The organism is Streptococcus infantarius subsp. infantarius ATCC BAA-102 (genome assembly GCF_000154985.1).
In the GTDB taxonomy this organism is placed as follows: domain Bacteria; phylum Bacillota; class Bacilli; order Lactobacillales; family Streptococcaceae; genus Streptococcus; species Streptococcus infantarius.
The window spans coordinates 363,928-376,818 of record NZ_DS572694.1 but is presented as its reverse complement, the minus strand read 5'-3'; the positions used below and the strand labels follow the sequence as shown (position 1 = coordinate 376,818).

Sequence of the window (12,891 nt, the reverse complement as noted above, 5' to 3'; positions counted from 1 at the left end):
AGTGATGGAAAAAATCGGACAAACCTTGGCTAAACAGCTTCGCCAAAGTCGAACTGATCTTAATGAATTGACTCAAGCTATTTTAGCGGATAAGGAAATTGCTGATTTTATCACGTCAAATGGCTTGACTCAAGAGCAGATTAATCGTAGCCTCCCTAAGTTTAACCAATTTATGGTTGAACGCGAGAAGTTTCAAAATCAAGATGTTTCATATGTGGCAAAAGGTTATAAGCCAGCTCTTAGCATGAATGAAGGATATGCTGATGTCATTTATTTAGAGACTCGCGAGTTGGTAGAAGCTAAAAAACGTCAAGATATTAAAAAACGTGTGACCTTGATTGGTTTGCCAACAAGTCTGAAGCATATTTCAACTGATGATATTGACCTTGGGGATCCTAATCGTATTGAGATTTATAATTATTTGAATGATTATATTAAAAATCTTGAGGACAAACCACAAAAAGGACTCTATGTCTTTGGAACTTTTGGTGTCGGGAAATCTTACTTGATGGCTTACTTAGCAAATCGCCTGTCAGCTAAGTATGGTAAGTCAACAACTCTCTTGCATTTTCCAACTTTTTGTGTTGACATTAAGAATGCCATTAATACTGGTACTGTGAAAGAGCAGATTGACCAGATTAAGCAGTCTGAGATTCTGGTACTGGATGATATTGGTGCTGAGCAACAAAGTTCTTGGATTCGTGATGATGTGTTCCAAGTGATTCTTCAGTATCGCATGCAAGAAAATCTTCTAACGTTCTTCACTTCTAACCTTGATTTTAAAGGACTTGAAGAACACTTCTCAATCTCACGTTCTGGTGATGAAACTTGGCAAGCCAAACGTGTTATGGAACGTATCCGTTATTTAGCTCGAGAAATTCATCTTCAAGGTGAAAATCGACGTTAATTGTACAAATCATTAATAGTGATAATAGATAAAAGAATGTGAAAGGAATTTCGGCGAAGACATCCAAGATGTTTTCGTGTGGCAAGTAGTCACTTAAAGTAGCGCTGAGCTGTTTTAACGAACAGGTATTAAGAATTATGGCTTTACCTACAGTTGCTATTGTCGGACGTCCAAACGTCGGCAAATCGACTTTGTTTAACCGTATCGCAGGTGAGCGTATTTCAATTGTTGAAGATGTCGAGGGTGTTACTCGTGACCGTATCTATACAACAGGTGAATGGCTTAACCGCAAGTTTTCATTGATTGATACAGGTGGTATCGATGATGTTGATGCTCCATTTATGGAACAAATCAAACACCAAGCTGATATTGCGATGACAGAAGCAGATGTTATCGTCTTTGTGGTATCAGGAAAAGAAGGTGTTACAGATGCTGATGAGTACGTTTCAAAAATCTTGTACCGTACCAATAAACCAGTTATCTTAGTTGTCAATAAAGTAGATAATCCAGAAATGCGTAATGATATCTACGACTTCTACTCACTTGGTCTTGGTGATCCATACCCAGTTTCATCTGTTCACGGGATTGGTACAGGGGATGTTTTGGATGCTATCGTTGAAAATCTTCCAGTCGAAGAAGAAGAAGACGAAAATCCAGATATCATTAAATTCAGTTTGATTGGTCGTCCAAACGTTGGTAAATCAAGCTTGATTAATGCGATTCTTGGTGAAGAACGTGTTATCGCAAGTCCAATTGCTGGTACAACACGTGATGCCATTGATACTAACTTTACTGACAGCGAAGGTCAAGAATACACAATGATTGACACCGCTGGTATGCGTAAATCTGGTAAAGTTTATGAGAACACTGAAAAATACTCAGTAATGCGTTCAATGCGTGCCATTGACCGTTCAGACATTGTTCTTATGGTTATTAACGCTGAAGAAGGTATTCGTGAGTATGATAAACGTATTGCTGGTTTTGCTCATGAAGCTGGTAAAGGGATTATTATTGTTGTAAACAAATGGGATACTATTGAAAAAGATAATCATACAGTTGCTAAATGGGAAGAAGATATTCGTGATCAATTCCAATTCTTGTCATATGCACCAATTATCTTCGTATCTGCTGCAACAAAACAACGTTTGAACAAATTGCCTGAAATGATTAAGAAAATCAGCGAAAGCCAAAACAAACGTATCCCATCAGCTGTTCTTAACGACGTTATCATGGATGCGATTGCGATTAATCCAACGCCAACTGATAAAGGTAAACGTTTGAAAATCTTCTACGGCACGCAAGTTTCCGTTAAACCACCAACGTTTGTTATCTTTGTTAACGAAGAAGAGCTTATGCATTTCTCATATATGCGTTTCTTGGAAAATCAAATCCGTGCAGCTTTCGGTTTTGAAGGTACACCAATCAATTTGATTGCCCGCAAACGTAAATAATAAAATTTAAAAGCACCCTAATGGGCGCTTTTTTGATGTATTTTGATAAATTTCACTAAAAATAAAATCAAAAAGTCATTTTTTCAAGCTAAAGAGGCTTGAATTTGATATAATTAAAGGATAAGGAAAAAGGTGGTGGCTTAGATTGGGTAGAATGATTCCAGGTCGAATTCGCAATCAAGGTATAGAACTTTACGAACAAGGTTTGGTTGAAATTATCAGTAAGCGAGAAGATTTAATTCAGGCAAAGGTTGGCGAACATCATCTTCAATACTCATTAGAAGATGAACAAGTGAGATGTGATTGTGACTTTTTTGCCAAGAAAAAATATTGTGAGCATTTAGCAGCCGTAGAATATTATCTTAAAAATAATTCAGAAGGAAAAGTGTTGTCAGATGAACTGAGCTCACATCAAGAAACACAACAAGAAACCAAGAAGAATACTTCGTTTGGTAGTGTTTTTTTGGATGGTTTGGTTATTAATGATGACGATACCACAAAATATCGTCTAGCAGCTCATGGTAGTCAAAGTCCCTATTCATCCGATTATTGGTGGACTCTAAAAATTAACCGATTACCAGATGAGCGTTCTTATGTCGTTCGTGACATAAAAGCTTTTTTGACCGTTGTTAAAAATGAAGGGTACTATCAAATTGGGAAAAATTATTTTGAGCCTTTGTCATTGATCCAATTTGACGAGCCTAGTCAAGAATTAATCCAATTTTTGTGGCGAATCTTGCCAGATGGTGACCATCTTGATATTGATTATATTTTGCCAAATCATGGCCGAAATCTATCATTAACAAGTGGAACTTTTGAAAAAGGTATCAACCTCTTTAATGACCTTTATGATTTTTCATTTGAACACAATCATCAAACGTATGGGCAGCTGATTTTTAGACCACTAAGTGGTTCAGAAGACTTAATTCAATTTAAAGTGGTGGTTCATCGTCAATCAATTGAATTAATCATTAGTGAAAAAGAATATCAACCGCTCTTTAATAATACCTTTTTGTTCACAAATGGATTTATTTTCAGTTTGAATTTGAAGCAACAAAAGATTTTAACGGCTATTCGTAGTTTGCCAATTGAGGCTGATTTGGCAAAACATTTGTTCTTTGATTTAGACGACCAAGCAAAATTAGCTGCTAGTCTTTTAGATTTTAAAGAACTGGGTAAGGTTGAAGCGCCGAAGAGTTTTGATATTCGTGATTTCAAAGTAACTTTTTACTTAGAACTCAATGAATACCGAGAAGTTGCATTGCACGTCTCTTTTGATTATGGCAATGTCACTGTTCATAGTAAACGTGAGCTTGAAGAATTACCGTTTGCCAGTCATTTTAAACATGAAGAAAAAGTCTTTAGGACCTTGGAAGCTAATGGTTTTTCAGCTTCATTCTTGTCTTACCATGCGCCGCTAGCTGATAAGGATTTGTACGATTTCTTCACACGAACTTTGGAACAATTAGCACGACTAGGCCAGGTCACTTTGTCTGATGAGCTTGAAGAAATGCGTCAATTTGAAGAACCACAGGTTTCTGTTCATACTAAAGGTGGTCTGCTAGATATCACATTTGATTTTTCAACGGTTTTTGAAAATGATATTGATAATGCCTTAGAAGCACTCTTTAAAAATCAACCTTATTTTGTCAATGGAGCTGGTAAGTTAGTTGTCTTTGATGAAGAAACTCAGCGTGTTAGTAGCACTCTTCAAAACTTACGTGCCAAACAACTGGATAATGGGCATTTGCAGTTAGATGCTATTTCAGCTTTCCAAATTTCAGATTTGTTCCAAGGAAATGATCGCATTTCCTTCTCAAAAGAATTTGAACAATTAGCACATGATTTAACACATCCAGAAGAATTCGAGGTCACTTTGCCACCTCTACAAACACAATTGCGTGATTACCAAATGACTGGTGTTCGTTGGATGTCCATGCTTGACCACTACGGCTTTGGTGGTATTCTAGCCGATGACATGGGACTGGGTAAAACCCTTCAAACCATTGCTTTTCTAGTTTCGCACTTAAAAGAAGAAACGCGTATTTTAATCTTATCACCGTCAAGTTTGATTTATAACTGGAAAGACGAATTCACTCGCTTTGCGCCTGAGATTGACGTGGCTGTTTCTTATGGTTTAAAAGCTGTGCGTGATGAAATTATCACTGAAAATCATCAGGTGGTGATTACAAGCTATTCTTCTTTCCGCCAAGATTTTGCAGAATACAATCAGTTGAATTTTGATTATTTGATTTTGGATGAAGCACAGGTGATGAAAAACACCCAAACGAAGATTGCGCATTACTTGCGTCAATTTAAAGTTAAAAATTGCTTCGCCCTTTCAGGAACGCCAATTGAAAATAAACTCCTTGAAATTTGGTCAATTTTCCAAATCGTATTGCCAGGTTTATTACCAGATAAAAAACGCTTTTTGAAAATGGATGCCAAACAAGTCGCACGATTTATCAAGCCATTTATTATGCGTCGTCGCAAAGAAGAAGTTCTGCCAGAGTTGCCAGATTTGATTGAAATCAATTATCCAAATGAGCTTGACCGCAAGCAAAAAGCCATTTATCTTGCGCAGCTCCGTCAAATGCAAGAAACCATTGCTGGAGCTTCAGATGCGGATATTAATCGTCGTAAAATCGAGATTTTATCAGGAATCACACGCCTGCGTCAAATCTGTGATACCCCAGCGCTCTTTATGGATTATCAAGGAGAAAGTGGAAAACTTGATAGTCTTCGTGATTTGTTAACGCAAATCAAAGAAAATGGTCACCGAGCACTTATCTTCTCACAATTCCGTGGCATGCTAGACATTGCTGAAAAAGAGATTGAAGAAATAGGTTTAACTTCTTATAAGATTACTGGTTCGACCCCAGCTAATGCTCGTCAAGAAATGACTCGTGCCTTTAACAATGGTTCAAAAGATACCTTCTTGATTTCTTTGAAAGCAGGAGGAGTTGGCTTGAATCTAACAGGGGCTGATACAGTTATTTTGATTGACCTTTGGTGGAACCCAGCGGTGGAAATGCAAGCCATCAGCCGTGCTCACCGTATTGGTCAAAAAGAAAATGTTGAAGTCTATCGTTTGATTACGCGCGGGACTATTGAAGAAAAAATCCTTGAGATGCAAGAAAGCAAGAAAAATCTTGTCACGACAGTTCTTGATGGTAATGAAACAAGAGCAAGCATGACCATCGAAGAAATCAAGGAAATCCTTGGATTAGAGCATTAAGTTTTAAGTCAGTCTAACCTTTAAGGGAGACTGACTTTCTTTTTATGAAAACTTTGAAAAATGTAATGAATTAGTTTATAATAAAAATGCTACAAAGTTGGAGCTACGTTTAAAAAGTTAGGGGCTTAGGCCTAGTTTTTAAGCGCTAGCACTTAGTTACTAGGACGAGGGGTTGTCAAGGATAAGTTCCCCATATTTCTTAGTGAGTGATGATAATTAATAAACATAATACGTTAAGAGAGGATGTGACGCTGTGATTAGAAATCAAAGACGCTTTCCGTTTGTTGCAGACGGGGAGCCAGTAAGCAATCCACCCAAAGTAATGGCTTTATATGAAAATGAAGATTTGATTACCAATATTCACGGAGCTTATCAAGATAAAAACTATGATGATGTTACTAGAGACTATAATTTTGTTGGCAAAGATGAACAAGATGCCAGCCGCATAGAATCGGTGACTCAAGGTAAATCTTATGCTGAGTTAGCGCGTGAAGAAGCAAGACGTGATATTCGAAGAAAACGTCAAGCTTATCTTTCAAAAGAAGTTAAAGCGCCTTCTAAGGCAGCTTTACAGCAACAGCTTAAGGCAACATTGCCTAAGAAAACAGCAAAGCCTACAAGCAGTCTGAGTCATTTAACCGAAAGGTTGCATCAAGATGATTATATCTTGGCAGAAATTCCCGTAACTTATAAAAAGCCAGATAATTCATCAACAACTAAACCTAAGAAAAATAATTATGACTTCTTAAAAGAAAGTCAAATTTATAATAAGGAAGTCTTGCAAAGTCAAAGAGAACACAAAGTGGCTCAAGAATTGAATTTAACACGCTTTGACGATGCAAAATAAACTGCACTGCAGTTGTATATAGAGGAGAAAACATGTCTAAAACCTATCATTTTATCGGAATTAAAGGATCTGGTATGAGTGCTCTTGCTTTGATGTTGCACCAAATGGGACACAAAGTTCAAGGAAGTGACGTTAGTAAATACTATTTCACACAACGTGGTTTAGAACAAGCAGGAATTGAAATTCTTCCATTTTCTGAAGACAACATCACATCAGATGTTGAATTAATTGCCGGTAATGCTTTCCGTGAAGATAACAATGTCGAAATTGCCTATGCTGTCAAAAATGGTTTCAAATTCAAACGTTACCATGAATTCCTCGGTGATTTCATGCGCCAATTCACAAGTTTTGGTGTAGCAGGTGCACACGGAAAAACATCAACAACAGGTTTGATGGCACATGTTCTTAAAAATATTACAGATACATCATACTTAATTGGTGATGGTACTGGACGTGGTTCAGCTAACAGCAATTACTTTGTCTTTGAATCTGACGAATACCAACGTCACTTCATGCCTTACCACCCAGAATACTCAATCATCACAAACATCGACTTTGACCACCCTGATTATTTCAAGAGCATTGATGATGTTTTCGATGCTTTCAATGATTACGCAAAACAAGTTCAAAAAGCTTTGTTCTTGTTCGGTGATGATCCATATCTTCGTAAAATCACATCTGATGCAGATATTTACTACTATGGATTTAAAGATAGCGATGATTTTATGGCTTATGATGTTGTTCGTACAACAAATGGATCTGCTTTCAAAGTAAAACATGGTGAAGAAGAACTTGGTTCATTCCACCTTCCAGCTTTTGGTCGCCACAATATCTTGAATGCCACTGCTGTTATCGCTAACCTTTACGTAGCTGGCATTGATATTGAATTGGTAGCAGAACACATGAAGACATTTGGTGGTGTTAAACGTCGTTTCACTGAAAAAGTGATTAACAACACAACTATCATTGATGACTTTGCACACCATCCAACTGAAATCATTGCAACACTTGATGCGGCACGTCAAAAATACCCAAGTAAAGAAATCGTGGCTGTTTTCCAACCACACACATTCACACGTACAATTGCACTTTTAGATGAATTTGCAAATGCTTTGAATCAAGCTGATTCAGTTTACTTGGCACCAATCTATGGTTCAGCACGTGAAGTTGATCATGGTGATGTTAAAGTAGAAGATTTAGTTGTTAAAATTAATAAATCAGCTAAAGTTATCATTCTTGAAAATGTATCACCATTGCTTGACCATGATAATGCTGTTTATGTCTTCATGGGTGCTGGTGATATCCAAATGTATGAACGTTCATTTGAAGAATTGTTGGCAAGCTTGGCTAACAACACACAATAATAACCAATTATCTTGAAAAGGAGCGAAAGCTCTTTTTCTTTTGTGGGGGATTTTATGATTATCAGAAATGTACGCCTTGAGGATTTAGAGGCTATCGTAGCTATTGAGCGTGAGAATTTTTCTGCGCAAGAAGCAGCAAGTCAAGAGGATATGAAAGAGCGCATTTTGACCATTCCAGATACTTTCTTGGTAGCTGAGCTTGATGGAGAGATTTGTGGTTACATTGAAGGACCGGTGATTGGACAACGTTACTTAACAGATGATTTATTCCATCACGTTGTTAAAAATCCTGACCACGGAGGTTTTATTGCTATTACGAGTCTTTCGATTGCTCCTGATTTTCAAAATCAAGGTTTCGGGATGGCTTTGCTTGCTACGATGAAAGATTTAGCTGTTGCTAGAAAGTGCATAGGTCTCACCTTGACCTGTCATGAGCAGCTTATCCCTTACTATGAGAGAAATGGTTTTATCGATGAAGGAGAGGCAGACTCAGCACACGGTGGAACCACTTGGTTTAATATGGTTTGGGAGTCTCCAGCGGTAGCATAAGAAGTGACAGAGTGATTGTTAAAAATAGATAACAAAGACTGCTGCGAGTTGATTTTCGCTATATTTTAGGATATAATGGCGATTGTTTAAGAGTAGGAGGATAAGCTTTGACCGAATTTAACGACGATAAGCCAAAAACTCAAAAAGAAAAAAGTTTTAAGGAGCAAATTTTAGCTGAACTTGAAGAAGCTAATCGCTTACGCAAGCAACATGATTTAGAACTTCGCCAAAAGGAAAAAGAAACAGAAGAATTTGCGCGTCGAACGGCTGAACTAACGGCTGAATATGAAGCAGAAGATCGAAGAGAGCGTCAAGAGGCTAAGATTCGAGAAGAAAAACGTCGCCTTGAAGAGAAAGCGAAAACTGCTTTCGCTGAGAATCAGATTGAAACCAAAATAGATAATCAAAAAATTAAAGACGTACTGAGAAATATCGATCAGACCTTTAACCCTGATGGAGCAGAGTCAGCTAAGGCTGATGATGAACAAGAAAGTTATCTTGTGAGAGCAACAGATGGTGTAGGTTATGATGGTAATCCAGATATTTCTGATATCCCTTCAGGTGAGTCTGAATCAGAAGATAATCTTCAATTTGAGCAAGATTCTGACCAATCAGATGAAACAGAGACAGACTTGGAGAATAAAGTGGGAACAAAACGCAGAAGAAAACGTCAAAAGACAAATAGTTTAGCAGGAAAAATTGCTTTATTTTTAATTTCAGCAATTATCATTGCCTTAATCGCAACAGGTTTCTTTGTATACCGCTATGTTGACAGTTCTATTAAGCCACTTAATAGTTCATCAAAGAAATACATTACGGTTGATATTCCAGAAGGATCTGGGAACAAATACATCGGGCAAATCCTTGAAAAATCTGGTGTGATTAAGAGTGCAACTGTCTTTAATTACTACACAAAATTTAAAAATTACAGCAATTTCCAAAGTGGATACTATAATTTGCAACCAAGCATGGATTTGGATGAGATTTGTAAACAACTTAAAGAAGGTGGAACACCTCAACCAGAAAAACCATCACTTGGTAAAATCTTGGTAACTGAAGGTTATACGATCAAGCAAATTTCTGAAGCTGTGACTAAAAATTCAGCTAAGAAACATGCTTCAACGCCATATACGGCTGATGATTTCTTGAAAGTCGTTCAAGATGATGCCTTTATTTCAAAAATGGCAGCTAAGTATCCAAAACTTTTAGGTAGTCTTCCTGAGGCTGATAAAGTAACTTATCGACTAGAAGGGTACCTTTTCCCAGCAACGTACAGCTACTATGAAAAGACAAGTATGGAAGATATTGTTGAGGACATGATTTCAACAATGGATTCTTACATGTTTCAGTACTACGATACTATTGCTGCAAGTGGAAAATCAGTTAATGATGTTTTAACACTTGCATCATTAGTTGAAAAAGAAGGTTCAACTGATGATGATCGCAGAAATATTGCTAGTGTCTTCTATAATCGCATGAATAATAACATGCCACTCCAAAGTAATATTGCTATTTTGTATGCAATGGGTAAACTTGGTGAAGAGACGAGTCTAGCGGCTGATGCAAGTATTGACACATCGATTGATTCACCGTATAATGTTTATACCAACACTGGTTTGATGCCTGGTCCGGTAGACGCTCCTAGCCTATCAGCTATCGAAGCAACCGTTAACCCTGCTTCAACGAATTACTATTACTTCGTTGCAGATGTTAAGACAGGTAAAATCTACTACTCAGAAAACTTTGATGACCACAAAGCTAATGTTGAAAAATATGTTAATAGTCAAATAAATGAATAATTGATGACAAACATGGTGTGACTAACATCATGTTTGTATTTGTAGATTATCCAAAAAATAAATTTTTAGAAAAGAGATAGAAAATGGCAGAAAAAACTTATCCAATGACCCTTGCTGAAAAAGAACAACTTGAACAAGAATTAGAAGAACTAAAATTAGTTCGTCGCCCAGAAGTTGTTGAACGTATTAAAATCGCTCGTTCATACGGTGACCTTTCAGAAAACTCTGAGTATGATGCAGCAAAAGACGAACAAGCATTCGTTGAAGGTCAAATCCAAAACATTGAAACTAAAATCCGTTATGCTGAAATCATTGATAGCGATGCTGTAGCAAAAGATGAAGTTGCTATCGGTAAAACAGTTACTGTTCAAGAAGTTGGAACAACTGATAAAGATGTTTACCACATCGTTGGTGCTGCTGGTGCTGATATCTTCTCAGGTCGTATCTCTAACGAAAGCCCAATCGCTCAAGCTTTGATTGGTAAAAAAACAGGTGACATCGTGACGATCGAATCACCTGCTGGAAGCTACGATGTTGAAATCATTAGCGTTGAAAAAACTGCTTAATCATAAAAAAAGGCTGTTAAGCCTTTTTTGTTTGTTCTGTTATTAAAAGGAAACTAAAACACCAGAAATAATTTTCTGGTGTTCTGGTTTATGAATTATTTACGGTGACATTGTTTACCAGCGTTACGGTTACTTTTCTTAGGTTTATTAAGTTGAGTTGTTGCAGCAGGTGTAACGTCTTTACGTTTAGTTGATTTGTAAGTTTTTGGAGGGTTCTTTTCAAATTCTTCAGCGATTTGTTTACGAAGTTTTGGTTTAATGATAAACATTGTAATCAATTGTTGAATGATTGAGAAGAAACCACCGACTAACCAGTAAAGGAGAACGCTTGCTGGCATGCTCATACCAAAGAAGACCATCATGAGCGGCATAACATACATTGTTCCCTTCATGGCTGCACGTTGTTCTTCAGCGACAGCTTGCATTGATAACCATGATTGGAAGAAGTAGAGGATAGCGATAACGGCTGTTAGTGGCATACTACGGCTTCCAAGGTCAATGCCTAGGAAAGTACTTCCAGAAACACCTTGTGTGTATTGAGCTGCGAAGTACATAGCTGAGAAGAATGGCATTTGAACAAGAAGTGGAAGACATCCCATACCGCCAAGCATGTTAATTCCATTTTCTTTTTGAGCAGCCATCAATTCTGTTTGAGCAGCCAATTTTTCTTCTTGAGTAGTTGCATTACGCATGCGTTCGTTGATTGGTGCAAAGATTGGTTTTAAATAAGCCATCTTTTCTGATTGGTAGCTTGCTTTCCATGATTGGTAAAGTCCAAGCGGAAGAATGATACAACGAACAATGATTGTTACTAAGATAATGGCTAAGCCAAATCCAAGGTCCATGTTGTTGGCAAAGTATTGGATAAGTTTTGCCGTTGGTTCACCGAGCAAGTGCCAAATAGTTCCTGTTGGGTTACCATGTGAATCTCGGCTGACACAACCACTTAGTAAGAACAATAACGATAAGCTTAGTCCTGAGAAGAGGACGCGATTTAGTTTCTTTTTCAATTGATTGTTTCCTTTTATTATAATATCCTACTATTTTACTGTTTTTTCTGCATTTTCTCAATACGTCTGTAGTCTTATTTATAGAATTAGTTGGCAATTTGGAAATCAGTGTAATCTTTAAAATTTGCCATTTTGACGTCGACGTAGGTTACTTTTGCCCATTTAGATGGTCCTTTGCGAATTTTTTGAATAAATTTTGCCATTTTAGCGGAATCGTCGGACTGGGCGAGGATTTCAACGGTACCATCATCATTATTCCAGACGCGACCGTAAATATCACCTAGACTTTGAGCAAGGGCGAAAGTCGAATAACGAAACCCCACTCCTTGAACTCGGCCTGAGACGATTAGACGAACTTTTTTCATCTCAAATTCCTCCTATTATATGCTATAATCTTCTTATGACTATTATAACTTCTAAATCAAATAATCTCATTAAAAAGACTAAAAAATTAATTGAAAAAAAAATACCGCGAACATTCTTACTTGATTGAAGGGTGGCACTTGTTTGAGGAAGCGCAAAAAGCTGATGCAGAATTTTTGAACATTTTTGTTCTTGAAGAGTTTTCAGACCGCGTTGAGGGCTTATCTCATGTAACTTATGTGACGCCTGAGGTTTTAAAAGAATTAACAGACTCTAAGACACCACAGGGCATTATTGCAGAAGTGGTGATGCCAAGCTTACCGCTAGCTGACTTGAAAGCTGATCGTTACTTGGTATTAGAAGATGTTCAAGACCCTGGGAATGTCGGAACCATGATTCGTACGGCTGATGCTGCTGGTTTGGATGGGGTATTGATTTCTGAGAAAACGGCAGATATTTACAATCAAAAAACTCTTCGTTCAATGCAAGGTAGTCATTTTCATTTGCCAGTTTGGTGTACCAATGTTTATGAAGCTTGCCAAAAATTGCAAAGTCTTGGTGTGCCGTTAGTTGCTACGACGCTTTCAAAAGATTCTGTTGACTACAAGACTGTTGAGCATAAAGGTGAGTTTGCTCTTGTCATGGGAAATGAAGGAAATGGCATTTCAGAGCAAATGACAAAACAAGCTGACATTTTGGCCCACATCATTATGCCTGGACAAGCAGAAAGTTTGAACGTTGCTGTGGCAACAGGGATTGTTCTCTTTAGTTTAATTTAATCTTAAACGTTTTCATAT

At 37.4% G+C, this 12,891-nt stretch carries 10 protein-coding genes and 1 pseudogene; 9 read left to right on the top strand and 2 right to left on the bottom strand.

Annotated elements, in window-relative coordinates; translation table 11 throughout:
- Positions 1–4: 4 nt before the first annotated feature.
- The 8 genes from dnaI (at position 5) to greA (ending at position 10,721) form a co-directional block, all read left to right on the top strand.
- Entirely contained in the window at positions 5–907 is a 903-nt protein-coding gene (gene dnaI, locus STRINF_RS09480) for a primosomal protein DnaI (RefSeq protein WP_006532913.1), read from the top strand.
- A 137-nt stretch (positions 908–1,044) separates the two neighbouring features.
- Positions 1,045–2,358 (top strand): ribosome biogenesis GTPase Der, encoded by a 1,314-nt coding sequence (gene der, locus STRINF_RS09475; protein WP_006532912.1) that lies wholly within the window; start codon positions 1,045–1,047, stop codon positions 2,356–2,358.
- 145 nt (positions 2,359–2,503) lie between these two features.
- Positions 2,504–5,596 carry a DEAD/DEAH box helicase gene (locus STRINF_RS09470; protein WP_043878456.1) on the top strand — a complete coding sequence of 1,031 codons (3,093 nt, stop codon included), beginning with the start codon at positions 2,504–2,506 and terminating at the stop codon, positions 5,594–5,596.
- Between the two features lie 322 nt (positions 5,597–5,918).
- On the top strand, positions 5,919–6,443 hold the full coding sequence (locus STRINF_RS09465; RefSeq protein WP_014335205.1) for a hypothetical protein: 525 nt from the start codon (positions 5,919–5,921) through the stop codon (positions 6,441–6,443).
- Between the two features lie 32 nt (positions 6,444–6,475).
- Positions 6,476–7,807, top strand: a complete 1,332-nt coding sequence (gene murC / locus STRINF_RS09460) for a UDP-N-acetylmuramate--L-alanine ligase (protein WP_006532909.1) — start codon at positions 6,476–6,478, stop codon at positions 7,805–7,807.
- A gap of 54 nt (positions 7,808–7,861) precedes the next feature.
- Positions 7,862–8,356, top strand: coding sequence for a GNAT family N-acetyltransferase (locus tag STRINF_RS09455; protein ID WP_006532908.1), 495 nt, complete (start codon positions 7,862–7,864; stop codon positions 8,354–8,356).
- A gap of 107 nt (positions 8,357–8,463) precedes the next feature.
- Positions 8,464–10,155 (top strand): endolytic transglycosylase MltG, encoded by a 1,692-nt coding sequence (gene mltG / locus STRINF_RS09450; RefSeq protein ID WP_006532907.1) that lies wholly within the window; start codon positions 8,464–8,466, stop codon positions 10,153–10,155.
- 83 nt (positions 10,156–10,238) lie between these two features.
- Positions 10,239–10,721, top strand: a complete 483-nt coding sequence (gene greA / locus STRINF_RS09445; RefSeq protein ID WP_006532906.1) for a transcription elongation factor GreA — start codon at positions 10,239–10,241, stop codon at positions 10,719–10,721.
- Positions 10,722–10,816: 95 nt separating this feature from the next.
- Here greA and yidC read toward each other — a convergent pair whose 3' ends face one another.
- A complete protein-coding gene (gene yidC / locus STRINF_RS09440) occupies positions 10,817–11,731 on the bottom strand; it encodes a membrane protein insertase YidC (RefSeq protein ID WP_043878455.1) in 915 nt (304 codons plus the stop codon).
- An 86-nt stretch (positions 11,732–11,817) separates the two neighbouring features.
- The gene (locus tag STRINF_RS09435; protein ID WP_006532904.1) at positions 11,818–12,096 is read right to left on the bottom strand and encodes an acylphosphatase; all 279 of its coding nucleotides are present in this window, start codon (positions 12,094–12,096) and stop codon (positions 11,818–11,820) included.
- A 35-nt stretch (positions 12,097–12,131) separates the two neighbouring features.
- Here STRINF_RS09435 and STRINF_RS09430 point away from each other — a divergent pair.
- Positions 12,132–12,873, top strand: a pseudogene (locus tag STRINF_RS09430) (TrmH family RNA methyltransferase).
- Positions 12,874–12,891: the final 18 nt, after the last annotated feature.

Bases quoted from the DNA above. Each gene is read 5' to 3' on its own strand.
- dnaI (WP_006532913.1), top strand. From the start codon at position 5: ATGGAAAAAATCGGACAAACCTTGGCTAAACAGCTTCGCCAAAGTCGA.
- greA (WP_006532906.1), top strand. From the start codon at position 10,239: ATGGCAGAAAAAACTTATCCAATGACCCTTGCTGAAAAAGAACAACTT.
- STRINF_RS09455 (WP_006532908.1), top strand. From the start codon at position 7,862: ATGATTATCAGAAATGTACGCCTTGAGGATTTAGAGGCTATCGTAGCT.
- STRINF_RS09435 (WP_006532904.1), bottom strand. From the start codon at position 12,096: ATGAAAAAAGTTCGTCTAATCGTCTCAGGCCGAGTTCAAGGAGTGGGG.
- STRINF_RS09465 (WP_014335205.1), top strand. From the start codon at position 5,919: ATGGCTTTATATGAAAATGAAGATTTGATTACCAATATTCACGGAGCT.
- der (WP_006532912.1), top strand. From the start codon at position 1,045: ATGGCTTTACCTACAGTTGCTATTGTCGGACGTCCAAACGTCGGCAAA.
- murC (WP_006532909.1), top strand. From the start codon at position 6,476: ATGTCTAAAACCTATCATTTTATCGGAATTAAAGGATCTGGTATGAGT.